At 75.6% G+C, this 26,606-nt stretch carries 25 protein-coding genes, 1 tRNA gene and 1 pseudogene; 15 read left to right on the forward strand and 12 right to left on the reverse strand.

Annotation, left to right across the window (positions count from 1 at the left end):
• Positions 1-82 precede the first annotated feature (82 nt).
• Positions 83-1,078 carry a glutathione S-transferase family protein gene (locus tag AD017_RS07020; protein ID WP_060573600.1) on the reverse strand — a complete coding sequence of 332 codons (996 nt, stop codon included), beginning with the start codon at positions 1,076-1,078 and terminating at the stop codon, positions 83-85.
• A 62-nt stretch (positions 1,079-1,140) separates the two neighbouring features.
• Here AD017_RS07020 and AD017_RS07025 point away from each other — a divergent pair, with 62 nt between their 5' ends.
• A complete protein-coding gene (locus AD017_RS07025; RefSeq protein WP_060573601.1) occupies positions 1,141-2,343 on the forward strand; it encodes an acetyl-CoA hydrolase/transferase C-terminal domain-containing protein in 1,203 nt (400 codons plus the stop codon).
• Positions 2,344-2,701: 358 nt separating this feature from the next.
• A pseudogene (locus AD017_RS37370) lies at positions 2,702-4,395 on the forward strand (methyltransferase domain-containing protein).
• A 90-nt stretch (positions 4,396-4,485) separates the two neighbouring features.
• On the opposite strand, the gene AD017_RS07040 reads toward AD017_RS37370, so the two are convergent.
• The 6 genes from AD017_RS07040 to AD017_RS07065 all read right to left on the reverse strand — a co-directional run bounded on the left by AD017_RS07040 (position 4,486) and on the right by AD017_RS07065 (position 8,849).
• A complete protein-coding gene (locus AD017_RS07040; protein ID WP_060573603.1) occupies positions 4,486-4,695 on the reverse strand; it encodes a hypothetical protein in 210 nt (69 codons plus the stop codon).
• Positions 4,696-4,735: 40 nt separating this feature from the next.
• The gene (locus AD017_RS07045; protein WP_060573605.1) at positions 4,736-5,635 is read right to left on the reverse strand and encodes an alpha/beta fold hydrolase; all 900 of its coding nucleotides are present in this window, start codon (positions 5,633-5,635) and stop codon (positions 4,736-4,738) included.
• Positions 5,605-6,174 carry a GtrA family protein gene (locus AD017_RS07050; RefSeq protein ID WP_060573607.1) on the reverse strand — a complete coding sequence of 190 codons (570 nt, stop codon included), beginning with the start codon at positions 6,172-6,174 and terminating at the stop codon, positions 5,605-5,607. Before AD017_RS07050 ends, AD017_RS07045 begins: the two co-directional genes overlap by 31 nt.
• A 101-nt stretch (positions 6,175-6,275) precedes the next feature.
• Positions 6,276-6,854: a protocatechuate 3,4-dioxygenase subunit alpha gene (pcaG, locus tag AD017_RS07055; protein ID WP_060573609.1), complete on the reverse strand. Its 579-nt coding sequence runs from the start codon at positions 6,852-6,854 to the stop codon at positions 6,276-6,278.
• On the reverse strand, positions 6,851-7,570 hold the full coding sequence (gene pcaH, locus AD017_RS07060; RefSeq protein ID WP_060573611.1) for a protocatechuate 3,4-dioxygenase subunit beta: 720 nt from the start codon (positions 7,568-7,570) through the stop codon (positions 6,851-6,853). The genes pcaG and pcaH overlap by 4 nt, the downstream gene beginning before the upstream one ends.
• Before the next feature lie 40 nt (positions 7,571-7,610).
• Positions 7,611-8,849 (reverse strand): 4-hydroxybenzoate 3-monooxygenase, encoded by a 1,239-nt coding sequence (locus AD017_RS07065; protein ID WP_060573613.1) that lies wholly within the window; start codon positions 8,847-8,849, stop codon positions 7,611-7,613.
• Between the two features lie 70 nt (positions 8,850-8,919).
• Here AD017_RS07065 and AD017_RS07070 point away from each other — a divergent pair, with 70 nt between their 5' ends.
• The 4 genes from AD017_RS07070 (at position 8,920) to AD017_RS07085 (ending at position 12,215) form a co-directional block, all read left to right on the forward strand.
• Positions 8,920-9,693 carry an IclR family transcriptional regulator gene (locus AD017_RS07070; protein WP_010242759.1) on the forward strand — a complete coding sequence of 258 codons (774 nt, stop codon included), beginning with the start codon at positions 8,920-8,922 and terminating at the stop codon, positions 9,691-9,693.
• A gap of 58 nt (positions 9,694-9,751) precedes the next feature.
• A complete protein-coding gene (locus tag AD017_RS07075; RefSeq protein ID WP_060573615.1) occupies positions 9,752-10,885 on the forward strand; it encodes an epoxide hydrolase family protein in 1,134 nt (377 codons plus the stop codon).
• A 24-nt stretch (positions 10,886-10,909) separates the two neighbouring features.
• Positions 10,910-11,467 (forward strand): DUF1697 domain-containing protein, encoded by a 558-nt coding sequence (locus AD017_RS07080; RefSeq protein ID WP_082399096.1) that lies wholly within the window; start codon positions 10,910-10,912, stop codon positions 11,465-11,467.
• A 148-nt stretch (positions 11,468-11,615) separates the two neighbouring features.
• The gene (locus tag AD017_RS07085) at positions 11,616-12,215 is read left to right on the forward strand and encodes a superoxide dismutase (protein ID WP_060573617.1); all 600 of its coding nucleotides are present in this window, start codon (positions 11,616-11,618) and stop codon (positions 12,213-12,215) included.
• Positions 12,216-12,276: 61 nt separating this feature from the next.
• Here the strand turns inward: AD017_RS07085 and AD017_RS07090 are convergent, their stop codons facing one another.
• Positions 12,277-13,569, reverse strand: a complete 1,293-nt coding sequence (locus AD017_RS07090) for a competence/damage-inducible protein A (RefSeq protein WP_060573619.1) — start codon at positions 13,567-13,569, stop codon at positions 12,277-12,279.
• A gap of 455 nt (positions 13,570-14,024) precedes the next feature.
• Between AD017_RS07090 and AD017_RS07095 the strand changes: the two genes are divergently transcribed.
• On the forward strand, positions 14,025-15,365 hold the full coding sequence (locus AD017_RS07095) for a glycosyltransferase family 2 protein (RefSeq protein ID WP_082539060.1): 1,341 nt from the start codon (positions 14,025-14,027) through the stop codon (positions 15,363-15,365).
• Between the two features lie 47 nt (positions 15,366-15,412).
• Here the strand turns inward: AD017_RS07095 and AD017_RS07100 are convergent, their stop codons facing one another.
• Positions 15,413-15,886 (reverse strand): thioesterase family protein, encoded by a 474-nt coding sequence (locus AD017_RS07100; RefSeq protein WP_075314013.1) that lies wholly within the window; start codon positions 15,884-15,886, stop codon positions 15,413-15,415.
• Positions 15,887-16,123: 237 nt separating this feature from the next.
• Between AD017_RS07100 and AD017_RS07105 the strand changes: the two genes are divergently transcribed.
• From AD017_RS07105 to AD017_RS07115, 3 genes are all read left to right on the forward strand, one after another.
• Positions 16,124-16,516 (forward strand): STAS domain-containing protein, encoded by a 393-nt coding sequence (locus tag AD017_RS07105; protein WP_227012685.1) that lies wholly within the window; start codon positions 16,124-16,126, stop codon positions 16,514-16,516.
• A 5-nt stretch (positions 16,517-16,521) separates the two neighbouring features.
• Positions 16,522-16,616: transfer RNA gene (locus AD017_RS07110), tRNA-Sec, on the forward strand.
• A gap of 17 nt (positions 16,617-16,633) precedes the next feature.
• Positions 16,634-17,881, forward strand: a complete 1,248-nt coding sequence (locus tag AD017_RS07115; RefSeq protein WP_060573628.1) for an amidase family protein — start codon at positions 16,634-16,636, stop codon at positions 17,879-17,881.
• 6 nt (positions 17,882-17,887) lie between these two features.
• Here the strand turns inward: AD017_RS07115 and AD017_RS07120 are convergent, their stop codons facing one another.
• On the reverse strand, positions 17,888-18,931 hold the full coding sequence (locus AD017_RS07120) for a PLP-dependent cysteine synthase family protein (RefSeq protein ID WP_202969030.1): 1,044 nt from the start codon (positions 18,929-18,931) through the stop codon (positions 17,888-17,890).
• A 64-nt stretch (positions 18,932-18,995) separates the two neighbouring features.
• Positions 18,996-20,030, reverse strand: coding sequence for a selenide, water dikinase SelD (gene selD, locus AD017_RS07125; protein ID WP_060573632.1), 1,035 nt, complete (start codon positions 20,028-20,030; stop codon positions 18,996-18,998).
• Between the two features lie 552 nt (positions 20,031-20,582).
• Between selD and AD017_RS07130 the strand changes: the two genes are divergently transcribed.
• The 5 genes from AD017_RS07130 (at position 20,583) to AD017_RS07150 (ending at position 25,515) form a co-directional block, all read left to right on the forward strand.
• Positions 20,583-21,272, forward strand: a complete 690-nt coding sequence (locus AD017_RS07130) for a hypothetical protein (protein ID WP_145986080.1) — start codon at positions 20,583-20,585, stop codon at positions 21,270-21,272.
• 16 nt (positions 21,273-21,288) lie between these two features.
• A complete protein-coding gene (selA, locus tag AD017_RS07135) occupies positions 21,289-22,614 on the forward strand; it encodes an L-seryl-tRNA(Sec) selenium transferase (RefSeq protein ID WP_060573636.1) in 1,326 nt (441 codons plus the stop codon).
• A complete protein-coding gene (locus AD017_RS07140) occupies positions 22,615-24,426 on the forward strand; it encodes a SelB C-terminal domain-containing protein (RefSeq protein ID WP_060573638.1) in 1,812 nt (603 codons plus the stop codon).
• Between the two features lie 71 nt (positions 24,427-24,497).
• Positions 24,498-24,944: an STAS domain-containing protein gene (locus AD017_RS07145; protein WP_060633805.1), complete on the forward strand. Its 447-nt coding sequence runs from the start codon at positions 24,498-24,500 to the stop codon at positions 24,942-24,944.
• 244 nt (positions 24,945-25,188) lie between these two features.
• Positions 25,189-25,515: a WhiB family transcriptional regulator gene (locus AD017_RS07150; protein ID WP_075299983.1), complete on the forward strand. Its 327-nt coding sequence runs from the start codon at positions 25,189-25,191 to the stop codon at positions 25,513-25,515.
• Positions 25,516-25,544: 29 nt separating this feature from the next.
• Here the strand turns inward: AD017_RS07150 and AD017_RS07155 are convergent, their stop codons facing one another.
• Complete coding sequence (locus tag AD017_RS07155; RefSeq protein WP_060573642.1) at positions 25,545-26,099, reverse strand: hypothetical protein; 555 nt, start codon at positions 26,097-26,099, stop codon at positions 25,545-25,547.
• Positions 26,100-26,606 lie beyond the last annotated feature (507 nt).

The raw sequence follows: 26,606 nt of genomic DNA on the forward strand, positions 1-26,606 counted from the left end.
CCGTGCGGCGACACGGTGGGTGCCGGCGTCCGGTCCGCCAGGACGACGCCACCGAGCGGCGGACGGTCGCCCGGCCGGGTGGTCAGCCGACGGCCGGCACGCGCTCCCCCGCGGGCGGCGGGCCGGGCGGGGTGCCGTCACCGAACGGGCGCCCGCCCAGCTCCTCGCGGCCGTGCGGGGTGAGCCAGCCCGAGGGGTCGGGGCCGAGCGGCACGACCCCGGACGGGTTCACCGAGGTGTGCACGCCGTAGTAGTGCTGCTTGATCTGCTCGAAGTCGATCGTGTCGCCGAACCCGGGCGTCCCGAAGAGGTCCCGGGCGTAGGCCCACAGCACCGGCAGCTCGGTCAGCTTGTGCCGGTTCGCCTTGAAGTGGCCGTGGTAGACGGCGTCGAAGCGGACCAGCGTCACCCACAGCCGGACGTCGGCCTGGGTGATCGTGTCCCCGACCAGGAAGCGACGCGTCGACAGCCGCTCCGACAGCGCGTCGAGGCGCTCCCACAACGCGCGGTAGGCCCGCTCGTAGGCGCGCTGCGAGGTGGCGAACCCGCACTTGTAGACGCCGTTGTTGACGTCGTGGAAGATCCCCTCGCCCAGGCTCTCGATCTCGTCGCGGTGGGCGGCGGGCCACAGGTCCGGGGCGCCGGGGCGGTGGTGCTCCCGCCACTGGGTGGCCAGGTCGTACTCGAGGTCGGCGTAGGAGTTGGTCGCGACCGCGCCGGAGCCGACGTCGACCATCGCCGGGACGGTGACGCCGCCGTCGTAGCCGGGGACCGCCGTCTCGTAGGCCTCGCGCAGGTACTCGATGCCGAGCACCGGGTCGACCCCGCCGGGATCGAGGTGGAAGCGCCAGCTGCGCTCGTCGTGCAGCGGGCCCGCGATGCCCAGCGAGATCGCGTCCTCCAGGCCGAGGAGCCGCCGGGTGATGATCGCCCGGTTGGCCCACGGGCAGGCCCGTGCCCCGACCAGCCGGTACCGGCCCGCCGCGACCGGCCACGGCGACGACCCGTCCGCCGTGATGCGCTCCGCGACCCCGAGGGGCCCGCGTACGAACTCTCCGCTGTCCTGCTCGGTCGCCATGGTCGGTGACGGTAGTGGCGGACACACTGCCGTGCAGGTCACGGACATGATCGGATGGCGGCATGACCGACGAGACGGAACGGGCGCTCGACGAGCTGGTGCGCCCCGGCGCCCGGGTCGCGGTCGCCGACGCGTGCGGCCTGCCCTACGCCCTCGCCGGCCCGCTGAGCCGGGTCGCCGCCCGCCGCCGCGACGACGGCGACGGCGTCCGCCTGGTGCTCGGCTGGATCCCCGGCCCGGCACCGGACCTCGATCCGGCCGCCTTCGTCGACATCCGCACGGTCGTCGGCGGTCCGGGCGCCCGCGCGCTGCTCGACTCGGGCGCCGCGCAGCGGGTGCCGGCGCGGCTCTCCGCGGTCCCGGCGCTGCTGGCCGGGCCGCTGCGGCCGGACCTGCTGCTGGCCACCGTCGTCGCCGACGCCGACGGCTACCGGTTCGGCGCCGAGTCGTCGTGGATGCGCGGGCTCGCCGACGACGGTGTGCCCGTCGCCGCGGTCGTCTCCGGGACCGCGCCGCACGCCGAGGCCGGGCCGCCGTTGCCGGACGTCACCGTCGTCGGCCGCGTCGACGGGCCGGCCGGGCTCCCGCACGTCGTGACGGCTCCCCCGCCGACCGACGCCGACCGGGCGATCGCCGAGCAGGTCGCCGCACTCGTCCCGGCGGGCGCCCGGATCCAGTTCGGGCCCGGTCGCCTGGCCGGGGCGCTGGTCGCCGCCCTGGACGTCCCGGTGCACGTCGACTCGGGCCTGCTCGCCGACGCGGTCGTCGATCTCGACGAGCGGGGGCTGCTGCTCGGGACCCCGTCGTCGACCGCGCTCTGCGGCAGCGAGCGGCTGTACTCCTGGGCGGGCGGGCCCGGCCGGTCCGGTGTCGTCCGGCCGATCGAGTACACCCACGACCTGTCGCGGCTGAGCACGGACCCGGGCCCGCTGGTCGCGCTCAACACCGCGCTGGAGATCGACGTCCACGGGCAGGTCAACGTCGAGGGCGTCGCCGGGTCTGCCGCCGGGATGATCGGCGGCCACCCGGACTTCGCGGCCGCGGCGGCACGCGGGCCGGGGCTCTCGGTGATCGCGCTGCCGTCGTCGCACCGGGGTGGGCCGACGCTCGTCGAGCGGCTCGGCGGGCCGGTCAGCACTCCGTCACACGACGTCGACGTCGTCGTCACCGAACGGGGCACCGCGGACCTGCGTGGCCTGGGCAGGGACGAGCGTCGGCGTGCGCTCGACGTCCTGTGGAGTGGCACCGCTGGCGCGAACGAGTGAACCTCGAATCCATGGCGTGAGCGGTATCACACCGTCTCTCCGGGCGCGCGCAGGCTCCACGGGCCCTCCGGTCGCGGTGCGCGACCTCACCGCGGACTCCGGGCGCACCCCGGGCGCGTCCCCGCGATCGACGACCGGCGAACGACACTGGTGGGAGCGCGGGTTCCGCACCCCACCACGAGGCCCGGAAACATGCTCGTAATGTGAGGAAACCCACGCCTGATCGGGCGTGAGTTGCGTATAACACAACCTCGGCGAGCGATAAAGCCCCCCGCGCCGGACCCGGACGGACCGGCGGCTCCCGATCTAACGTCGACTCGACCCGCTGCACCCGAACCTTGTCGAGGAGACGCGGTACATGACGGCCGACCACCGCACCGAGAGCGAGCTGCCCGAGCTCGGAAGGACTGTCCAGGAGTTCGGTGACGAACCGACCGAGGTCCGGGAGTCCACCCACTACAAGCACGAGTACGTGCAGACGTTCGTCGACAAGTGGGACGAGCTGATCGACTGGCGTGCCCGCTACGAGAGCGAGGGGAAGTTCTTCGTCGAGCAGCTCCGCAAGCGTGGCGTGAAGAGCGTGCTCGACGTCGCCACCGGCACCGGGTTCCACTCGGTCCGGCTGCTCGAGGAGGGCTTCGACACCGTCTCCGCCGACGGCAGCGCCGAGATGCTCGCGAAGGCGTTCGACAACGGCATGAAGTACGGCGGGCACATCCTGCGCGTCGTGCAGGCCGACTGGCGCTGGCTCAACCGTGACGTGCACGGCGAGTACGACGCGATCATCTGCCTCGGGAACTCGTTCACGCACCTGTTCTCCGAGAAGGACCGCCGCAAGGCGCTCGCCGAGTTCTACGCGATGCTCAAGCACGACGGCGTCCTGATCCTGGACCAGCGCAACTACGACTCGATCCTGGACAACGGGTTCTCGTCGAAGCACCAGTACTACTACTGCGGCGACGGCGTCGTGGCGGAGCCGGAGCACGTCGACGACGGCCTGGCCCGGTTCCGGTACCAGTTCTCGGACGGCTCCGAGTACCACCTGAACATGTTCCCGCTGCGCAAGGACTACACGCGCCGCCTCATGCACGAGGTCGGGTTCCAGAAGATCGAGACCTACGGCGACTTCCAGTCGACCTACTCCGACGACGAGCCGGACTTCTTCGTCCACATCGCGGAGAAGGCGTACCTGGAAGAGGCCCTCGACGGGGAGGTCCCGGCGTGACGCAGGCACAGGCCGCGGAGACCACCGCACGGAGCTACTACGACTCCGAGGACGCCGACAACTTCTACTCCCGGGTCTGGGGCGGCGAGGACATCCACGTCGGCCTCTACGAGACCCCGGACGAGGAGATCGCCGCCGCGAGCCGGCGGACCGTCGCGCGGATGGGCGAGATCGCGGGCATCACGTCCGGCACCCGGGTCCTCGACCTGGGCTCCGGCTACGGCGGCGCCGCCCGCCAGCTCGCGCGCAACCTCGGCGCGCACGTGCACTGCCTGAACCTGTCCCCCGTCGAGAACGAGCGCAACGCCCGGCTCACGAAGGAGCAGGGGCTCGACGGACTCGTGACGGTGGCGACCGGGACGTTCGAGGACGTGCCCGTCGAGGACGCCTCGGTCGACGTCGTCTGGTCGCAGGACGCGTTCCTGCACTCCGGCGACCGGGAGACCGTGCTCGGCGAGGTCGCCCGGGTGCTGAAGCCCGGCGGGCAGGTCGTGTTCACCGACCCGATGGCCGTCGACGGGCTCGACCAGTCCTCGATCCAGCCGATCCTGGACCGCATCCAGCTGGCGACGATGGCGACCCCCGGCTTCTACACCGAGGGGCTCGAGACGCGCGGCTTCACGTCCGTGACGTTCCACGACCACGCCGCGCAGCTGCCGACGCACTACCGGCGGGTCCGTGAGGAGCTGGTCGCCCGCGAGCAGGAGCTCGCCGCGGCCATCTCCGGCACCTACATCGCGAACATGAAGGCGGGCCTGCAGCACTGGGTGGACGGCGGCAACGCCGGCAAGCTCACCTGGGGCGTCGTGCACGCCGTCAAGGGCTGAGAAGGACCGGTACGACGACGAGGGCCCGGCACCCGCCGTGAGCGGGGTGCCGGGCCCTCGTCGTGTCCGTGGCCGGGCGGGGGCCGGTGCTCAGTCGTCCTGCTCGTCCTCCTGACCGCCGCCCTGGTCGTCGTCCTGGTCGTCCTGGTCGTCGCCGTCGTCGTCGCCCTGCTGCTGCTCCTGCTGCTGGCCGGGAGCGGGCGCGGCGTCACCGCCACCACAGGCACCGGCGGTCGTGAACACGAGGGCGAGCGCGGCGAGGACGCCGAGCGCCGCCCGGGACAGGGTTGTACGTCGCATGGGTCCGAGTGTTCCAGGATTGTCCGGAACGCCGGGCGGCTCAGGACGTGAGGAACGTCCTGAGCTCGGCCAGGACGTCGGCGGGCCGCTCGTCGACGAGGAAGTGCCCGGCACCGGCGAGCCCCCGCCCGGTGACGAGACCCGGCTCGACCGCCTCGCGGCGCCACACGTCGAGCGGGCTCTCGGCGTTCGCGCCGACGACCCCGGCACCGCCCCAGAGGACGAGCGCGGGGGCGCCGATCCGCTGCCCGATCGCGACCGACGCGGCGTCGTGCTCCAGGTCGATCGACGCGCCGGCCCGGTAGTCCTCCAGCATCGCGTGCCGCGCCGCGGGATCGGCGAACGCGCGCTCGTAGGACGCCAGCGCCTCCGGGGGGTGCGCGTCCAGCCCGGAGCCCCAGCCGCCCAGCAGCGAGTGCAGGTAGGCGATCGGGTCCCCGGCGATGAGGCGCTCCGGGACGTCGGCGGGCTGGATGAACAGGAACCAGTGGTAGTACGCCGTCGCCAGCGCGCGGTCCACGTGCCCGTAGACGTACGCGGTCGGCAGGATGTCGAGCAGCGCGGCGCGGGTGACCGCGGCCGGGTGGTCGAGCAGCATCCGGTGCGTGACCCGCGCGCCGCGGTCGTGCCCGGCGACGGCGAACTCGTCGAACCCGAGCTCGGCCATCACCGCGACCTGGTCGCCCGCCATCGCGCGGAACGAGTAGCCGAGGTGGTCCGCACCGGACTCCGGGCGGCCGGACTCCCCGTACCCGCGCAGGTCGGTGCAGACGACGGTGTGGTCGCGGGCCAGTTCCTCGGCGACCGGCGCCCACATCGCGTGGGTCTGCGGGAAGCCGTGCAGCAGCAGGACGGGCGGGCCGTCGCCGCCGCGCACCCCGTGGACGGGTACGCGGTCCGGGCCGACGGTCAGGTCGAAGGTGGTGAAATCGCCGAACACTCCTCGGCTCCTTCCGGGTGGTGGATCGGGTCACCGGCGCGTCCCCCGTGGACGTCGAACACCCAGAACCGCAGCACCGCGAACCGCAGCAGCCCGCCCGCGACGCTCGCCAGCGCCACCGCGGTGGCCTCCTCGGCGGGCGTCGGGCGGACGAGGATCCACTCCAGACCGATCAGCACGGTGGAGGTGTAGGTCGCGTAGAAGGCGACCGTGCCGACGTCCTGCACCCACTCGCGGAGCCGGTGCGCGCGGGCGCCGCCGAAGGCGAAGCGCCGGTTCGCCTCGGTGGACACCGCGGTGGTCAGGACGAGCGCGACGAGGTTGGCCGGGACCGCGTCCAGCCACGGCCGGACGAGCAGGAACAGTGCCGCGTTCAGCGCGGTCGCGCCGCCGCCGATCACCGCGTAGCGGGCCAGCTGGACGGCGAGCGGGTGGCGGGCGCCGAGCCGGCGGGCGGCCGCGCGGATCCGGGCACCGCCGGGCGCACCGGCCCGAGCCGTCCCGCCCTCCCCCGGTCCCGGGGTGGATGCTGCGTCCACCGGCCCTCCCACGGACATCCTCACGAGGATCTTCGCAGGGACTACCCGGCCCGGACGAGACGAATCGGCGGGACGTGTGACACAGCCACCCGTCCGGACGCTCAGATCCGCAGGAACACCGTCTCGCCCGCGCCCTGGAGCCGGATGTCGAACCGGTAGCGGCCGGCGCCCTCGGCGACCGCGACCAGGGTGTCGCGCCGCTCGGCGGGCACCACCGCCAGCAGCGGGTCTGCGGCGTTGGCCTCGGCGAAGCAGGGGAAGTAGATCCGGGTCACGACGCGGTCGAGCAGCCCGCGGGCGAACACCGAGACGTCGAGGTGCGGGGCCTCGGACACGCCGTCCTCGCCGGGGACGGGCAGCGCACCGGGCAGCACGGTGCGCAGGCTCCAGCAGCCGTCGTCGCCGGTGGGGACGCGGCCGAACCCGCGGAACCCGGCCACCGCGGGCCTCCGCGCGCCGCGGGGGTCGTCGGGGTGGTCGAAGCGTCCGTCCGGGTCGGCCTGCCAGGTCTCGATCAGGGCGTCGACGACGGGGTCGCCGTCGCCGTCGTGGACGGTGCCGCCGACGGTCACCGCGCCCGGCGTGCCCTCGGGGACGACGTCCGCGCCGTCGGGCCACGGCAGTCCGAGCGACAGGTAGGGCCCGACGGTCTGGGACGGGGTGGGGTCGTGGCGGCTCATGCGTGCGGCTCCTCGAACGGGGTCTGCTCGCGGCCGCGGAGCACGATGTCGAACCGGAACGCCAGTGCCCACCCGGGACGGGTGGCGTCGAGGTCGAAGGTGGACACCATGCGCCCGCGGGCTCCCTCGGGGACCGAGTTGTAGATCGGGTCCTGGGCGAACAGCGGGTCGTCCGGGAAGTACATCTGGGTGACCAGGCGCTGGGTGAAGGCGCGGCCGAACAGCGAGAAGTGGATGTGTGCGGGGCGCCAGGCGTTGTGGTGGTTGCCCCACGGATAGGCACCCGGCTTGATCGTGGTGAACGAGTAGTGGCCGAGCGGGTCGGTCAGCACCCGGCCGCCGCCGGTGAAGTTCGGGTCCAGCGGCGCGGGCCAGTCGTCCCACCGGTGCGCGTAGCGGCCTGCGGCGTTGGCCTGCCAGACCTCGACCAGGGTGTCGGGGACCGGGCGGCCGTCGGAGTCGAGTACCCGGCCGAAGACGACGATCCGCTGCCCCTGGGCCTCACCGTGCTCGCCGAGGGTGAGGTCGTCGTCGCCGAGGCGGAGCGGGCCGGTGAGCAGCGGGCCGGTGACCTCGGTGAGGCGGTGCGGGAGGATCACCGGCTGCTGCTGCGGGGCGCGCAGCCCGGTGCTGCGGTAGCCAGGGGACAGCAGCGGCGCGTGGGTGCCCTCCGGGGCCGGCCGGTAGCCGGCCGGGCGGGTGACGGACGACGTCATCGGCGGGCCTCTCGTGGTGGGTTTCGGGCTCGGGCCGCGGTCAGCAGGCGCCGTGCGGGAGGCCGACGTAGTTCTCGGCCAGGCTGGTCGCGGCGGCCCGCGAGGTGACGGTGTAGCGCAGCTGGGAGCGCTGCAACCCGACGCCGAACGCGTCTCCCGCCTCGGTGGCGGGGTCGAAGCGGTGCAGCATCGAGGTCATGAACCAGGAGAAGTGCTCGGCCCGCCAGACCCGGCGCAGGCAGGTCGCCGAGTAGCCGTCGAAGCCGGTCTCGTCACCGTCCGCGCGGAACCGCGTGACGGCCTCGGCCAGCACCCGGACGTCGGCGATCGCCAGGTTCATGCCCTTGGCGCCGGTCGGCGGGACGATGTGCGCGGCGTCCCCGGCCAGGAACAGCCGGCCGCGGCGCATCGGGGAGGCGACCATGCTCCGCATCCCGGTGACGCCCGGCTTCTCCAGGAACTCGCCCTCGTTCAGGGTGAAGCCCTCGCAGGCCAGCCGGGTGTGCAGCTCGTCCCAGATGCGGGCGTCGGACCAGTCGGCCGGGTCGGTCTCCGGCGGCACCTGCAGGTAGAGCCGGGTGACCTCGGGGCTGCGCATCGAGTAGAGCGCGAAGCCGTTGTCGTGGTGGGCGTAGACGAGCTCGTCGGTGGTGGGCGCGGCCTTCGCCAGCACGCCCAGCCAGCCGAACGGGTACACGCGCTCGGCGACGGTGAGCCCCCCGCCGTCCCCGACGATCTCCCGGGTGATGCCGTGGAACCCGTCGCAGCCGGCGACGACGTCGCAGCGCAGCAGGTTCTCGGCGCCGTCCGCGCCGGTCCAGGTGATCGACGGCGACGCGGTGTCCACGTCGTGCACCGCCACCCCGGAGACGTCGAACTCGACCGGCAGGCCCGCGTCGTCGACCCGGTCGGCGAGCAGGTCCTTCACGACCTCCTGCTGGCCGTACACGGTGATCCCGGTCCCGACGAGGTTGGCGAAGTCGATCCGGTGGTCGCGGGCCGGCTCACCGGGGGCCTCGGCGAACCGCAGCGAGATCCCGTGGTGCGGCATGCCCTCGCGGTCGAGCCGCCCGGCGACGCCCATCCCGCGCAGCAGCTCGACGGTCGGCGCCTCCAGGACGCCGGCGCGGACCCGGGCCTCGACGTAGGAACGGCTGCGGGCCTCCAGCACCACCGAGTCGATGCCCTCCCGCGCCAGCAGCGCCGCCAGGACCAGCCCGGCGGGGCCTGCCCCCACGATGCCGACCCGGGTCCGGTGCTCGCGCCGCTGCGTCGTCATGGTGGGGACGTTCCCGCAGCGGCGCTCCCGCATTCGACACGACTTCCGCCCTGCGGAAGAATGCCCGGTCATGGGATCGAGGCCGGTCCGTTCGGGGGTCACCGCGCGGGTGCTGGACGTGCTCGGGGCGTTCAGCGCGACGACACCGGTCCTCGCCCTCACCGACATCGCGACCCGGACCGGGCTGCCACTGACGACCGTGCACCGGATCGTCGGCGAGCTCGCCGCGGGCGGCGCGCTGGACCGCGGCGGTGACGGCCGCTACCGGATCGGGCTGCGGCTCTGGGAGATCGGCCACCTCGCCCCCGCCAGCCACGGGCTGCGCGAGGCGGCGATGCCGTTCCTCGAGGATCTGCACGAGGTGACCCGGCACAACGTCCAGCTCGCCGTCCTCGACCCGGACGACCCGGGCGAGGTCGTCTACGTGGAGCGGCTCTCCCGCCACGACGCCGTCTCGATCGTCACCCGCTCCGGCTCCCGGCTCCCCTCGCACGCGACCGGTGTGGGGCTGGTGCTGCTGGCGCACGCGGTGCCCGAGGCGGCGGAGGCCGTGCTGGCCCGCCCGCTGCGCCGGTTCACCGCGCACACCGTCTGCGAGCCCGACGGGGTGCGCACCCTGCTGGCCCGGGCCCGTACCAGCGGGTTCGTGATCTCGGACCGGCAGATCGAGGCGGTGTCGCTGTCGGTGGCGGCGCCGGTCCGGGCGGGCGAGGGGCCGGTCGTCGCGGCGCTGTCGATCGTCGTCCCGGCCGACGGCACCAACCCGCACACCTGGGTCCCCGCGGTCCGGGCGGCGGCCCGCGGGATCAGCCGGGCGCTGGCCCGCGGGGGCGCCGCATCGTGATCGTTCCGATGCCCCGGCCACCGGGACGCGGCGGCGCCGACCGTGCCACCGTGACGGGGTGCGCGACTTCCGCATCGAGATCCCCGAGGCCGAGCTCGACGACCTGCGCGAGCGGCTCGCCCGGACCCGCTGGCCGGAGCCTGCCACCGTGGAGGGCTGGAACCAGGGGGTGCCGCTGGACTACGCCCGCGAGCTCTGCGAGTACTGGCGCACCCGCTACGACTGGCGCCGGGTCGAGGCGGAGATCAACGCCTGGCCGCAGTACCGCACCGGGCTCGACGGCGGTGGCGACGACTCCGTCGAGGTGCACGTCCTGCACGCCCGCTCGCGGCACCCCGGCGCGATGCCGCTGCTGCTCACCCACGGCTGGCCCGGCTCGATCGTCGAGTTCCTCGACCTCCTGACCGCACTGACCGACCCGCCGGACCCGGCCGACGCGTTCCACGTCGTGCTGCCGACGCTGCCCGGGTTCGGGTTCTCCGGGAAGCCGGCGGTGACCGGCTGGGGCGTCGAGCGCATCGCCGTCGCGTGGGCCCAGCTGATGGACCGGCTCGGCTACGACCGGTTCGCCGCGCAGGGCGGCGACTGGGGCTCGATGATCACCTCCGCGCTCGGCACCGCGGCGCCGGAGATGCTGTACGGCATCCACCTCACGATGGCGCTCGCCCCGAAGCCGGACGACGACGACCGGGTGCTGACGAAGCAGGAGAAGGAGGACATCCGCTTCTCCAAGGCGTTCGACCGTTACGGCAGCGGCTACTCCGCCGAGCAGACCACCCGCCCGCAGACCATCGGCTACGGGCTCGTCGACTCCCCCGCCGCCCAGTGCACCTGGATCGTCGAGAAGTTCTGGGACTGGACCGACTGCGCGGGACACCCGGAGAACGTGATCGGCCGGGACCGGCTGCTGGACAACGTCATGCAGTACTGGCTCAACGGGACGGGCGCCTCCTCGGCCCGGCTCTACTGGGAGAGCTTCGCCCGCCGGCGGCTGGAGGAGGTCGACGTCCCGACCGGGGTCGCCCAGTTCCCGCACGAGATGACCAAGCTGCCGCGGCACTGGCTGGAGCGGCGGTTCACCGACCTGCGCCGGTTCTCCCGGCCCGACGTCGGCGGGCACTTCGCGTCGATGGAGCAGCCGGAGGTGTTCGTGGACGAGCTGCGCGACTTCTTCCGGGAGCTGCGCACCTGACCCGCGCTGCGGCAGGATCGCGGCGTGCGCACCCACGTCGCGCTGCTGCGCGGGATCAACGTCGGCGGGACCGGCAAGGTCCCGATGGCCGACCTGCGGCGGGTGCTCGCCGGGCGCGGGTTCACCGACGTCGCCACCTACATCCAGTCCGGGAACGTGGTCCTGACCAGCACCGATCCCGATCCCGGCACGATCGCCGACGAGATCGCCGGGATCCTGCAGGACGACTTCGGCCTCGACCGCCCGGTCGTCGCGTTCGGCCGGGACGAGTACGCCGCCGCCGTCGCGGCGAACCCGTTCCCGCAGGCGAGCGAGCCGAAGCAGCTGCACGCGGTGTTCCTGGCCGAACCCCCGGACGACGCCGGGACGGCCCGGCTGGAGGCCGCGCTGGCCGTCGAACGGGAGCAGGGCGGCCCGGGCGACGCCGCCGTCGTCGGGCGGGTGGTCTACCTGCACCTTCCCGACGGGATCGGGCGCAGCCGGCTCGCCGCCCGGCTGTCCGCGCGGACCGGCGCCGCCGACGGCGGCGGCACCGCCCGGAACTGGGCCACGGTCCGGAAGCTCCTCGAGCTCCTGGGGTGACTCCCGGGGTGACGCACACCGCCGTTCCGGTCCGTGGACGCGTAGTCGTCCGCCGTCGCGGGTAGGGGTGTGGTGCGACATAGTGGCACGTGTTCGTGCGTGGCCGACCGCCACGCTTTTCCGTGACCGAGGAGGTCGGAGACAACCGATGGCCGAGTACACGCTCCCGGATCTGCCGTACGACTACGGCGCACTCGCTCCGCACATCGCGCCGGAGATCATGGAGCTGCACCACTCCAAGCACCACAACACCTACGTCCAGGGCCTCAACGGCACCATCGACAAGCTCGCCGAGGCCCGGGAGAAGAACGACTTCGGCGCCGTCGTCGGCCTGGAGAAGACCCTCGCGTTCAACCTCGGCGGGCACGTCAACCACTCCGCCTTCTGGAAGAACCTCTCCCCGGACGGCGGCGACAAGCCCACCGGTGACCTCGCCTCCGCGATCGACAACGACTTCGGGTCGTTCGACGCGTTCCAGGCGCACTTCACCGCCGCCGCCACCACCATCCAGGGCTCCGGCTGGGCCATCCTGGGCTTCGACCAGCTCGGGCAGAAGCTGCTGATCCACCAGCTCTACGACCAGCAGTCCCAGCTCCCCGCCGGGCAGACCCCGATCGTGCTGCTCGACATGTGGGAGCACGCGTTCTACCTGCAGTACAAGAACGTGAAGCCGGACTACGTCAAGGCCTGGTGGAACGTCGTCAACTGGGCGGACGCCGCCGAGCGCTTCGCCGCCGCGAAGGGCTGACACCGCCTGCGCCCACGCCCCGCCCGGACCGTTCCGGGCGGGGCGCGCGTGTGTCCGGGGCCTAGCGGTGCGCGTCCGGCCCCGTCACCCCGGTCACGCGCAGCAGCAGGTGCATCGCCAGGTCGACCGACCGTTCCCGGACGTCGGCCCGACCGCCGGGCAGCTGCGGGTCGCGGGCGATCACCTGGCCGTCGGCCGTCGTGACGCAGAAGCAGACGTAGCCGACGGGCTTGGCCTCCGTCCCGCCCCCGGGCCCGGCGACACCGGTGATGCCGACGCCGACGTCGGCCCCGAACCGTGCGCGGGCGCCGTCGGCCAGCGCCCGGGCCACCTCCGGCGACACCGCACCGTGCTCGGCGACCAGCGCCGCCGGCACGTCCAGCAGGGCTGTCTTCGCCGCGTCGGAGTAGGCGACCACGCCCCCGGCGACGTAGGCCGACGAGCCGGACCGGTCGACCAGCCGCCCGGCCAGCAGTCCGCCGGTGCAGGACTCGCCGGTCGCGACCGTCCAGCCCCGGCCTGCCAGCGCGTCGGCGACGAGCTCGTCGGTGGTGCTGCCGTCGTCGCTGATCAGCTTCCGGCGGTGCCGGTCGACGATCCGCTCCGCGAGGTCCCGGGCGACCGGCTCCGCGCCGGGAAGCGGGTGCAGGTCCACCTCGAGCTCGGAGCGGCGCAGGCAGGTCGTGATCTCGACCCGGGACAGGTCGAGATCGGTGCCGATCACCCGCAGCGTCTCGGCGATCTCGGACTCCGGCAGCCCGGCGAACCGGAGCAGGGTCGGCTCCGCGTGCGGGGTCCGGGCGAGCAGCGCCGCGACCGGCTCCGCGGCGAGCGCCGCGGGCCACATCCCGGTCAGCTCGCGCGGCGGCCCCGGCAGGACGACGACGAGCGGCCCGCCCTCGCGGGACACCGCCAGTCCCGGCGCGGTCCCGACCGGCTCCAGCACACTGCCCCCGCGCGGCACCCGCGCCTGCTTGGCGGTCGCGGCGTCCAGCGCCGGGCCGTCCCAGCCCGCGCGCGCCGCCCAGCCCGCGACCCGCGCGTGGATCCGCTCCTGCAGCGCGGTGTCGACCTCCATCGGCGCGCCGGCGAACTCGGCGACGACGTCCGCGGTCAGGTCGTCGGCGGTCGGGCCGAGCCCACCGGAGGTGACGACGAGATCGTCGCCGGCCACGAACTCCAGCGCGGTGCGCAGGTCCTCGGGGCGGTCACCGACCAGCAGCACCCGGCGCACAGCGAAGCCGAGGTCGCCGAGCGAGCGCGCCACGAACGGGCCGTTGGCGTCGGCGACGTGGCCGGTCAGCAGCTCGCTGCCGGTGACCAGCACGGACGCGGTGGGGCGGGACTCACTCATGATCCGAACCTACCCGCGCGCGTGGCGGGGCACCCGGTTCCACCCGGCGGCGGTGGTCGAACCGGGCAGAACACCCGGGACAGCCCCGAACCGGACACGGTGCTCACCCGATCGTGGTCAGCGCGACCGTGATCGACGCTGGTGGGGACACCGGACCCGAGCGCCTGCACGTGTGGTCACCCGTTCGTGTCGAACCGTCCCGTCGGACACGCCGACGACAGAGCCGACACAGCGTGTCCCCGCTCGAAGCAGCGCGCTCGTCGCGGCGTCGGACGGTCGCCCGGGGCGGCCGATCCGGTCTCGCGTCGACGCTCACGAGATCGTGGCCTGCGTCGACACGAAGCACTGACACCGGTACCGGTGAACCGGCCACCGGCGAGCACGCAGCGTAGCCGGATCCCGGCCGACGGGCGCTCTCAGTGTGGTCTCAGGGCGCGTGCACGAGACTGTCCGACATGTCAGGGAAGTCTGCGACGCCCGACGCCGTGACCTGGGTCGGCGAACTCGACCGCCTCGCGCCGCTGCGCGACCTGCGGGTCGGCCCCGGGTTCCACGCCGCCCGTCTGCTGGTCACCGTCGGTGGCACACCGCAGGGGCAGGTGACCGTGCCGCTGCGGAACGGGCACGCCACCATCGCGGAGCTCAACGCCGCCCTGATCACGCTCGGCCCGCCCGAGGCGGTCGTGCCGGCGCCGGTCGGGTCCGACCCGGTCACCGTGGTCGTCGCGACCCGCAACCGCCCCGAGTCCCTCGCCCGCTGCCTGCGCGCCGTGCTCGCCTCCGACCACCCCGCCCTCTCGGTCGTCGTCGTCGACAACGACCCCGACGACGAACGCACCCAGCAGACCGTCACCGCCACCGGCTCACCCCGGGTCCGCTACGTCCGCGAACCCCGCCGCGGCGCCTCGGTCGGCCGCAACCGCGGCCTCGCCGAGGCCCGCACCGACCTGGTCGCCTTCACCGACGACGACACCGAGGTCGACCCCGCCTGGGCCTCCCGCATCGCCGGCGCCTTCGCCGCCGACCCCGACCTGGCCTGCGTGTCGGGCCCCGTCCTCGCCGCCCGCCTGGGCAGCCCCGAGGAACGCGCCGCCGACACCGCCCTGGCCTGGAACAAGGGCTTCACCGCCCGCCGCTTCTCCCTGGCCGCGCCCCCGCCGGACTCCCCGATCTTCCCGTTCGCCCCCGGCCTGCTCGGCATCGGCGCCAACCTCGCCGTGCGCGCCACCGCCGCCCGCTCGGTCGGCGGCTTCGACGAGGCCATGGGCCCGGGCACCCCCACCCACGGCGGCGAGGACGGTGAGTTCCTGGTCCGCATGATCCTGGCCGGGCACGTCCTGGGCTACCTGCCCGGCGCCTACCTGTGGCACCACCACCGCCCCGACCAGGAGGCCCTGCGCAAGCAGATGGAGGGCTACGCGGTCGGCCTGGGCAGCTTCCTGGCCAAGGTCGCGCTGTCCCCGCAGGGCCGCTCCGCAGCCCTGCGCCGGCTGCCCGCCGCCGTCGCCCGGCTGCGCCACATCTCCGCCCGCGAGGCCGGTGCCGGCGACGCGATGCCGGCCGACGCCGACCAGACCCGCACCCGCGGCATGCTCAACGGGCCGCGGGCCTACCTGCAGTCCCGGCGGGCGGTGCGCCGCGCCGGCGGTGCGGTCCCGCCCCTGATGGGGTTCGTCGGACCGGCCGTCGTGCCGGGGCACCGGACCGTCACCGCATCCGGCGCGTTCCCGGCGGCCGGGCAGCAGCCGGCGGAGGACGGCGAGCGCGCCGGCACCGACCCGGTCGTCCCGGCCTGACCGCGGGCGTCACACCCGCGGGCCGCCGCCGGTCCGCAGGCGGCCCGTCACGCGCCGGTCGCGGCCTGCCGGGCCGGGCCCGGCCCCAGCACCTCCGGTGCGGACGCCGCCGCCACCAGCCGGCCGTACGGGTCGGCCACGAGCCGCCGGGTCGCGACGTCCAGCACACCCATCGTGCACTCCGCCTCCGCGGCGAGCTCGCGGCCGTCGCCGGTCTCGCGCACCAGCCGGTGACGCATCGTGAACGGCTTCCGCTCGGTGAACCCGATCTCCGAGTCGATCTCCACCTGCTCGCCGACGCGGAGCTCGGCCCGGAAGTGCACGGTCGTCGACAGGAGGACGACCGTGATCCCGGCGGCGTCCAGGGCCGGCTGGGACAACCCGGCCGCCCGCAGGTGCTCCATCCGGGCGTGCTCGGCGTACTGGTGGTACACCGCGTGGTTGACGTGCCCGTTCACGTCCACCTCGTAGCTACGGACACCGATCCGGACCGTGAACCGCCCGGGCTGCACTGCGCTCATGGACGCCACCCTGGCATCTCCCCCGACCGTCCGTGGGCGACCGCCGGGCCGGTGCCGCGGAACGTTTGTGCGACCCGCGACCGCGGTCGTAGGGTGGGACGTCCTCCTGACTAGGCTGGAGCGGGAGCAGCACGGGCGGCCCGTCAAGCAACGGCGGCCGGTCGTCACTCACGGTGAAGCTCCCGGGATTCCGGGAGCCGAGCCACCGGCGACGACTGTCGAGGGAGCACGAGACACATGAGCAGTGAGACGCCCACCGGGGTGGGGGACGACCAGGACCCCGACGTCGGCGAGGTCGTCCGCTTCGAGGTGGTCGAGCACGGGGACGGCGCCGTCGTCGTCCACGTCGACGGCGAGATCGACACGATGACCGCTCCGGTCGTGCGGCAACGCCTGGCCGGGCAGATCCCGGCCGCGAGCCTGCTGGTGGTCGACCTGACCCGGGTGACCTTCCTGGGATCGGCCGGGCTGGCCGCACTCGTCGAGGCCAAGGAGAAGGCGGAGGGCGACGGCAGCAGGCTGCGCCTGGTGTGCGGGTCGCACGCGGTGACCCGCGCCCTCGAGGCGACGAACCTGCTGTCCCTGTTCGACGTCGCCGACGGTGTGCCGGAGGCACTCCGCACGGCCTGAGACCTGGAGGCGTATGGGCGCCTGGTGGCCCCCGCGGTCTTCAACACCGACGTGGCCGAGTACCTCGGCCAGGCGGGTTCGATTCCCGTCCGCCTCCGCAGAACCGCAGTATCGACGATGAGCATCCTCCCCGCGCCCGGCACCGCACCGACCGGCGTTCCGGCCACGGCCGGTGCGGTCCGGGCCGGCGAGCGCACCGCGGCCGAGTACGCGTGTGCCCTGCTGGACCGGGCGGGGGGTGCCGCCGGGCTGCTCGCCGTCGACGCCGAGTCGCTGCGCGCGGCGGCCGCCGCGCTGGACCGGCGCACCGACCGGTTCGCGCTGCCGCTCGCGGGCGTGCTCGTCGCCGTCGAGGAGGGCATCTCGACGACCGGGCGCGGCGACGAACCGGTACGGCGGCTGCGCGGCGCGGGAGCGCTGGTCGCGGGCCGTGCGCGCACCGCCGAGTTCGGGATCGGCCCGGACGGGTCCCCCGGCGGCCGGGCCACCGCGGCCGCCGTCGCGACGGGCACCGTCCCCCTCGGCATCGGGGTGGACGGCGACGGCGCGCTGCGCGCCGCCGCGGCCGCGCACGGCCTGGCCGCGCTGAAGCCCGGGCGCCGCGTGCTCCCGCTGCCCCCCGGCGCGGACCGGCGGTGGGCGGGACTGGCCGAGACGACCGTCGTCGCCGCCGGACCGGCCGACCTCCGGGCGGCGCTGGACGTGCTGGCCGCCCCCGCACGCCGCGCCCCGGCCGTGACGGGCGGTCTCCCCGGCGCCACGGCCCTCGGCCCGGCTCCCGCTCCGGCGGCCGCCCCCGCGGCGGACGGCGGGGAACCGGTCGGCTCGCTGGCCTGCTCGCTGCGCACCGGCCGGACCCGGCTCGCCGACCCGGCCGCGGCGGCCGCCGTGCACGCCGCGATCCGGGTGCTGGGCACCACCGCCGTGCGGCTGCTCGCCGCGGACCCGCCGTACCGCGCGGTCCTGCCGGTGCACGGCGCGCGCCGCAGGCACGCCGGGCTGGCCCGCCGGGTGGAGGACCTCGATCTCGATCCGGCCGGGCTCCCCCGCACGGCGCGCAGCGCGCTGCGCCGCGGGCGCCGGGTGCGGCGGCTCGGCGGGCTCCGCCCGGCCACCCCCGCGTCCTGGCGGCAGCGGCTGGTCGGCTGGCTCGACGACGCCGGCGCCGAGGCCGGGCTGCTGCCCGTGACCTCGGGCCCCACCGGGGCCGGGACGACCGGGCTGGCCGCGTGGAACCTCGCCGGACTGCCGTCGCTGGTCGCGCCGGTGCCCACCGCGGGCGGGCCGGCCTGCGTGCAGCTGGTCGGACGGCCCGGGTCGGAGCGGCGGCTGCTGGCCACCGCGGAGCTGCTCGGCGGTTCCTGACGGGTGTCAGGCGGGCGGCTCCCACCGTCCGGTCGCGACGAACGTCTCCAGGGCCGCGGTGTGCGGGGCGAGGTCGAGGCCCTGCGCGGCGACCCAGCCGTCGTCGTAGTAGCTGTGCCGGTAGCGCTCGCCGCCGTCGCAGATCAGCGTGACGACGCTGCCGGAGCGACCGCTGCGGAGCATCTCGGCGACCAGCTGGTAGACCGCCCAGAGGTTGGTGCCGGTCGAGCCGCCGACCCAGCGGCCGGTGCGGTCCCGCAGGTGCCGGGCGGCGGCGACGCTGGCGGCGTCGGGCACCGGGAACATCCGGTCGATCACCGACGGCACGAAGCTCGGCTCCATCCGGGGCCTGCCGATCCCCTCGATCCGCGACGCCATCCCGGTCTCGTGGGCCGGGTCGCCCGCCAGCCAGCCGGGCAGGAACGCCGAGCCCTCCGGATCGACGACCGCGAGCCGGGTGGGCAGCCGCCGGTAGCGCAGGTAGCGGCCGATCGTCGCGGACGTCCCGCCGGTGCCGGCACCGACGACGATCCACTCCGGGACCGGGTGCTGCTCCTCGGCGAGCTGGGCCAGGATCGACTCGGCGATGTTGTTGTTGCCCCGCCAGTCGGTGGCCCGCTCGGCGTAGGTGAACTGGTCGAGGTAGTGGCCGCCGGACTCGGCGGCGAGCCGCTCGGCCTCGGCGTAGACCTGGCCGCCGTGCTCCACGAAGTGGCAACGGCCGCCCTCGCGCTCGATGAGCGCGACCTTCTCCGGGCTCGTCGAGCGCGGCATCACCGCGACGAACGGCAGCCCCAGCAGCCGCGCGAAGTACGCCTCGGAGACCGCCGTCGACCCGGAGCTGGCCTCGACGACCGTCGTCCCCTCGGTGATCCAGCCCGACGCCAGCCCGTAGAGGAACAGGGACCGGGCCAGCCGGTGCTTGAGGCTCCCGGTGGGGTGCACCGACTCGTCCTTGAGGTACACGTGCACGCCCCACTCGGCGGGCAGGTCGAGCACGTGCAGGTGCGTGTCGGCGGAGCGGTTCGCGTCGGCCTGGACCCGGCGCATCGCCTCGTCCGTCCAGGCTCGGGTGCGGGCACAGCTGCGGTCGACGGGCTCCACCCGTCCGACCCTAGACGTGGACCAGACCGGTCCCCGCGGTGACGGACCCGATCACCGCGGCCGGGTGCCCCCGCTCGCGCAGCCACCGGACGGCCGTGCCCGCGGCGCCGGGCGCGGCGCCGAACAGCAGCCCGCCGGAGGTCTGGGCGTCGGAGAGCAGCAGCACCTCGTCGTCGGACGCGGACGTGCGCACGATCCGGTCGTCCACCCACTGCCGGTTGCGCAGCGTTCCGCCGGGGACGACGCCGCCGGCGACGAGCTCCCGGACGCCGTCGAGCAGCGGCACGGCGCCCGCGTCGACGCGGGCGTCCACACCGGAGGCGACGGTCATCTTCGTGAGGTGGCCGAGCAGCCCGTAACCGGTGACGTCGGTGCAGCCGGTCGCACCCGCGTCCCGGGCGGCCCGCGCGGCGTCGGCGTTCGGGGTGGTCATCGCGGCGACGGCGGCCTCGACCGCGGCCGGGACACCGCGCTTCACGGCGGTGGTGACGACGCCGATCCCGAGCGGCTTGGTCAGGACCAGCTCGTCGCCGGGGCGCAGGCCCGCGTTGGTCAGCACCCGCTCCGGGTGGACCTCCCCGACGACGGCGAGGCCGTACTTCGGTTCCGGGTCGTCGATCGTGTGCCCGCCGACGACGGCGAACCCGCAGTCCCGGCCGACGCCGGCGCCGCCCTCGAGCACCTCGGCGAGCACGTCCGGGCCGAGGTCCTCCGACGGCCAGCACACCAGGTTCAGCGCGAACAGCGGGGTGCCGCCCATCGCGTAGACGTCCGACACGGCGTTGGTCGCGGCGATCGCCCCCCAGGTGCGCGCGTCGTCGACGATCGGGGTGAAGAAGTCGGTGGTCGCGACCAGCGCACGGTCCGGCGACAGCCGCCAGACGGCCGCGTCGTCCCCGGTGTCCGTCCCCACCAGCAGGTCCGGGTGCGACGGCGGGGTCACCCCGGCGAGCACCTCGGCCAGCTGTCCCGGGCCGAGCTTGCACCCGCAGCCCGCGCCGTGGCTGTACTCGGTGAGCCGGCGCGTGGTCGCACGGTCGGACATGCGTTCCCCCCTCGGAAACGACCTGGTCACCTCGGGAACGCTACCCGCCCCCCGGGAGTTACCGTCGGGAGCGCGCCGTCGGTCGCCGCCCCGGATCCGTCCGCCGAACGGGGGCTGTCCGGGCACGGTCCGGCGAACGACACTGACCCACCGTGAGCGCGGGGCACGAGAACGACCCGGCCGGACAGGCCGGCGATGCTCCGCACCGGAGCACGACAGGAGGACGAGCGGCGACGTGGTCGACAACGACGGAGTGGCCGAGGACGTCCGCGACGACGAGACGACCCGCGCCGGGGACACCGCCCCCGATCTCCCCCGGCGCAGCCCGTCCCCGTCGCGGGGCGGGGACGGCGCCCGGGCGGAGGTGACCGGCGGCGAGCAGGCACCCGAGGACCCCGGCACCCGGCTCGCCGACGCGGAGCGCGCCCGTGTCCGGGCCGAGGCCGCCCGGGACGAGGCCGTCCGCCGGGCCGACGCACTCGCCGCCGCGCTGGACGAGGCCCGGGCCGGCCGGCCGAGACGTTCGGGATGCGCGCCGACAAGGTGCTCCGGATGGCCGACCACGAGGCGGCGCAGCGGCGCCGAGCCGCCGAGCAGGAAGCGGGCGAGCTGCGCCGGCAGGCGCTCGCCGAGGCTGCCCGGATCACGGCGGCGGCGCACGCCGAGGCCGAGCGGACGACCGCGGCGGCCCGGGCGGAGGCCGAGCGGCTCGCGGTGGACGCCGCCGGTGAGCACGAGCGGCAGCGGGCGGCCGGGGTCGCGGCCCGCCGGAACTCCGAGCTGGTCGCCGACACCGCGGCGTCGATGCACGCGCACGTCTCCGAGCTGCGGAGCTCGGTGCGCGACGAGATCGCGCGGCTGCACTCGCTGCTCGGCGCGGAGCTGGGCAGGCTCGACGGGCCGGCGCGTCCGTCGCCCGGGCGTTCCCGCGACACCGACCCGCCGCCCGCGGTCCCCCCGGCCCGCGCGCCGGGCGGCGGTGGTGCGCACACCCTGCGGGAGCCGGCCCCCGCCGAACCCGCCACCGCCGAGCCCGCGATCTCCGAGCCCGCGACCGGGGACCTTCCCGCGGTGTCCCTGCCCGAGCAGCGGGCGGCGGACAGCGCGCCCGTCGCCGGTGCGGAGGACGGCCCCGAGGACGGCCCTGAGGACGGCCCTGAGGACGGCTCCGCCGCGGAGGGCACCCCGCGGGCCGGGGACGCCGAGCCCGCCCGGACGTCCGGGGACACCGGCCCCGGCTGAGCGCTACCGTGCGGCGATGACCACCGCGCGCCACGCCGCGGCGGACCCGCGCCGCCGGATCCCGCGGACCGACGCCGTCCTCGCCGCACCGGAGCTCGCCGGCGCGATCGACCGGCTCGGCCGCGCCCGGGTCAAGCGCGCCGTCGCCGCGGCCCAGCAGCGCGCCCGCGACGGCGAGATCGACCCGTCGGACGTCACCACGGACGTGCTGGCCGCGCTCCCGGCGGCGGCGACCGCGATCCGTCCGGTGCTCAACGCCAGCGGCGTCCTGCTGCACACCAACCTCGGCCGGGCTCCGCTCTCCGGTGCCGCCGTCGCCGCGCTCGGTGCCGCCGCCGGAACCTGTGACGTCGAGCTGGACCTCGCGACCGGCAGGCGCGGCACCCGCGGCGCCGGGGCCGTCGCAGCACTGCGCGACGCGGTCCCCGGTGCGGGCGCCGCGTGGGTCGCCAACAACGGCGCCGCCGCGCTCGCGCTGGTCTGCGCGGCCCTCGCCGGGACCGGCCGCGAGATCGTCGTGTCCCGGGGCCAGCTCGTCGAGATCGGCGACGGGTTCCGCATCCCGGAGCTCATCGAGTCGACCGGCGCCCGGCTCCGCCCGGTCGGCACCACGAACCGCACCCACCTGCGCGACTACGCCGACGCGATCGGCCCGGACACGGCGTTCGTGCTGGTGGTGCACCCGTCGAACTTCGTCGTCAGCGGCTTCGTCTCCACGGTGGGCATCGGCGAGCTGGCCGGGCTCGGGCCCCCGGTCGTCGCCGACATCGGCTCCGGACTGCTCACCCCGCACCCGCTGCTGCCGGACGAGCCGGACGCGGCCGGGACCCTCGCCGACGGCGCCGACCTCGTGACGGCGTCCGGCGACAAGCTGCTCGGCGGGCCGCAGGCCGGCCTGCTGCTCGGCGGCGGGGAACGCGGGACGGCACTGGTCGAGACCGTCCGCCGGTTCCCGCTGGCCCGCGCGATGCGGGTCGACAAGCTGACCCTCGCCGCGCTGGAGGCCTCGGTCGCCGGGCCGCCGACCCCCGTCCGGGAGTTCCTCGACGCCGATCCGGCCGCACTGCGCGGCCGGGCGGACGCGCTCGCCGCCGCGCTCGCCGCGGACGGTGTCGACGCCACCGCCGTCGACACCGTGGCCGGGGTCGGTGGCGGCGGGGCCCCCGGGGTGGAGCTGGCCAGCGCCGGGATCGCGCTCCCCGCCCGCTACGCCGCGGCGTTGCGCGCCGGGGACCCGCCGGTGCTCGGCCGGGTCGCCGACGACCGCTGCCTGCTCGACCTGCGGGCGCTGCCCCCGGCGGCCGACGCCGTCCTGGCCCGCGCGGTGCGGGAGGTCCGGTAGGTGCACGTCCTCTGCACCGCCGGGCACGTCGACCACGGCAAGTCGACGCTGGTCCGCGCGCTCACCGGGATGGAGCCCGACCGCTACGCCGAGGAACGGCGACGCGGGATGACGATCGACCTCGGCTTCGCCTGGACCACGCTGACCGGGCCGGGCGGGCCGGCCACCGTGGCGTTCGTCGACGTCCCGGGACACGAACGGTTCGTGACCACCATGCTCGCCGGTGCCGGTCCGGTCCCGGCCGCACTGTTCGTCGTCGCCGCCGACGAGGGCTGGATGCCGCAGTCCGGGGAGCACGCCGACGCACTCGCCGCCGCCGGGATCACCCGCGGGCTGCTCGTCGTGACCCGGACCGACCTGCTCGACCCCGAGCTGGCCCTCGACGACGCCCGCGCCGGGCTCGCCGCCCGCGGGCTCGGCGGGTGGCCCGCCGTCGCCGTCTCCGCGGCCACCGGGGACGGCCTCGACACCCTGCGCGCGGCCCTCGTCGAGCTGGTCGCGGCGCTGCCCCCGGCCGCCCCGGACGGCGCCGCGCGGCTCTGGGTGGACCGGGCCTTCACCGTCCGCGGGTCGGGCACCGTCGTCACCGGGACGCTCGGCAGCGGCACCGTGCGCACCGGCGACGAGCTGGAGCTCGACGGCGCCGACGGCCGGCACGTCGTGACCGTGCGGGCGGTGCAGGAGCTCGGTGCCCCGGTCGACGCCGCCGGTGCGGTGGCCCGGGTCGCGCTCAACCTGCGCGGGGTCCCGCGGGACCGGGTGCGGCGTGGGGACGTCCTGCTCGCCCGCGGCGCGTGGCCGGTCACCACCGAGGCCGACGTCCGGCTGCACGGCGTCGGCGGGCCGCCGCCGGAGCTCACCTCCCCGACGGGGCTGACCCTGCACGCCGGCTCGGCCGCCGTCCCGGTCCGGGTGCGGCCGCTCGGCGACGACGTCGTCCGGATCCGCCCGGAGCACCCGCTGCCGCTGCGGATCGGCGACCGCGCGGTGCTGCGCGATCCCGGGGCGCACCGGATCGTGGCGGGGGTGACCGTCCTGGACCCGGCGCCGCCCCCGCTGCGCCGCCGCGGCGCCGCGCGGCGCCGGGCGGGTGAGCTGGCGGCGGCGACCGGCGTTCCGGACGCCGCGGCGGAGCTGGCCCGGCGCGGCGCCGTACCGGCGGCCGACCTCGTGCGGTGGGGCGTGCCGGGCGACGCCGTCGCCGCGCTGGGCACCCGGGTACCGGGAGCGGCCGGCTGGTTGCTCGATCCGGCCGCGGCCGACGCGGCCGTCACCGCGCTGGAGCGGGCCGTGGCCGCGCACGACGCATCGGACCCGCTCGACCCGGGGCTGCCGCTCGCAGCGGCCCGGCGGGAGGCCGGGCTGCCCGACGCCGGGCTGGTGGAGGCCGCGCTGGCCCGGGCCGCGGAACCCCGTCTGGTGGTGCGCGACGGCCGCGTCCGCCCGGCCGCCGACGCGGGCCCGCCGGAGCACGTCCTCGCGGCCGCGGCGGCGCTGCGGGCGGACCTCGCCGCGCGCCCGTTCACCGCGCCGAAGGCGGACCGCCTGGCCGGGCTGGGCCTGGGGCAGCGCGAGCTCGCCGCGCTGGAGCGGGCCGGGGAGCTGCTGCGGCTGACCCCCGACGTGGTGCTGCTGCCCGACGCCCCGGAGCGCGCACTGGAGGTGCTCCGCGGGCTCGGCGAGGAGTTCACCGCGAGCACCGCACGGCAGGCGCTGGGGACCAGCAGACGAGTCGTCGTCCCGCTGCTGGAACTGCTGGGGCGCACCGGACGGACCGTCCGGACCCCGTCGGGTGGGCACCGCCTCCGCTGACACCGGACGCCGGGGACCGCGGTCCCCGGCTCCGAGTGGCGGCGGCGCAGCACCGTGCCTACCGTCGGCCCATGACCGACTCGCGTCCGCCCGGCCCCGGCACCGCCCGCGGCCGATCCGGCGGGACCGGGGCGGCACCCGGCCCCGGGGACACCGGGGCCACCGACATCACCGACAGCGGCGACGGGCTGCGGCTCGCCGCCACGACCCGGCCCGGCGGGGTCGTCGTGATCGCGGTCGAGGGCGAGCTGGACATCCTCACCGGTCCGGGGCTCCGGACCGCGGTGACCGCCCGGATCCCGGACGCGACGCTGGTGGTGCTGGAGCTGGACGGCGTGCAGTTCCTCGGCACCAGCGGGCTCGCGGCGCTCATCGAGATCCGCGAGGAGGCGCACCGGGCCGGGGTCGAGCTCCGGCTGGCCTGCGCCGAACGACGGGTGCTGCGCCCGCTCGGCATCGCCGGTCTGGACCACCTGTTCGACATCCACGAGGGAGTCCAGGCGGCACTGGACTCCTGACGATGTGACCCAGATCACACCATCGTGTCAGGGCGCCCGGTCACGCCCACCTGCGGGGACCTGCAGACCACCCGTGACATGCGACGACAATTCGGGACCCTCTGTCGCCCGATCCGGCCCGCCACCGCGCCGGACGGCCTCATAGCACCGATCGGCCCGGGCCGCAGGTTTGCCCGTCGCGGCCCTCGGGAACCGGGAGACAAGTCAGCCCGGGCCGCCGGGTCCCGACCGACGAGGTGAGCACGTGAGCGATGTTTCCCGGCTTCCCGGCCCGATGGACGACCAGTGGGAGTGGCAGCGCCTCGGCGCGTGCCGCGGGATGGACAGCGCGGTCTTCTTCCACCCGGACGGCGAGCGGAACCCCTCACGCTCCCGGCGCACCGAGCGGGCCAAGCAGGTCTGCCGGGGTTGTCCGGTGGTCCAGCAGTGCCGGCGTTTCGCCCTCGCGAGCCGCGAGCCGTTCGGCGTGTGGGGCGGGCTCGGCGAGTCCGAACGCCGGGCGATCCTCGAACGCCGCGACGCCGGACACATCGCGGCCGAGGCCCCCGGACTCGTCGCCGCCGCCGGCTGACCGCCGCACCCGTCCGTCCCGTGCCGGGGTCAGGCCCCCGGGGCCTCCTCGGCCAGCCAGGTGGGCAGCGACGCCGCACCGGCAGCCGGAGCGCGGTACGGCAGGACCGGTAGCCCGTAGACCCGCGCCACCCGGCGGACCGCCCGTCGCACGACCTCGATCTCCGGATCCGCGACCACGCCCGTCGAGGCAGGCGCCACGCAGTACGTGTCACCGTCCGGGTCGAAGCCGACGAGCTCGGACAGTGCCGCCACGAGGTCCGGCTCGTCCGCGTCCTGCACCACCCAGCGCAGACCCAGCCGGTGCAACCGCACCGGACCGGACGGGATCCGCGACACCGGCATCGTGATCGGTGAGTCGTCCGGGTCGGTCGCCGGGTCGTCCCCCGGGTAGTCCTCGGCCTCCACGGGCTCAGCACGACGCAGCCGGTCCGCCGGGTCGTTGCGGACGACGAGCAGGTCGGTCTCACCCGCGCTGCCGGACAGCTCGGCGAGGGCGCCCCCGGCCCGGGCGGACTCGGACTCGGTGAGCGCGACGGCCACCAGCCTGCGCGGCCGGGCCACGTCCTGCACCACGACGATCACGTGCCTTCCGGGACGATCTGCTCTCTCCGCCACAGTGAACCCCGGCGGCGGCCCCGGATGCGCGCTGGACCGGGCCCCGTACGGACGAGTGGGGCCACGCGCGCCGCGAGCGGATCTCGGACGGCGCCGTCCTCCACCACATCCGCTGGTACGCAGCACCACCCGGCGCCGCCGACGGCCGCCGGTCCCCGCCGGCGGTCCGGCGGTCGAGCGGTGCCGTACGCCCGCCCGGCGGTCGATGTGATCCCTCGGGTGGCGGTACGGCACACCGGTGAGCCGTCACCCCTCCGGCGGCAACGGACCCACCGGCCCGACCCCGCGCGACCGGGGCGTCCACCCGGCGGGTCCCCGTCCGGCCGGCGACCCGGACCACCCGGACGGCCCAGCGAGCCGATGGCCGGACACCGTCCGTGGTGCGCCGGGACCGGCCGGTATCGTCTGATCGCGCGGCCCCGCCCGGCGGAGCCCGCGCACGTACCTGCGAGACCCCGTCGAGAACACGGCGGG

Source organism: Pseudonocardia sp. EC080619-01, from assembly GCF_001420995.1.
In the GTDB taxonomy this organism is placed as follows: domain Bacteria; phylum Actinomycetota; class Actinomycetes; order Mycobacteriales; family Pseudonocardiaceae; genus Pseudonocardia.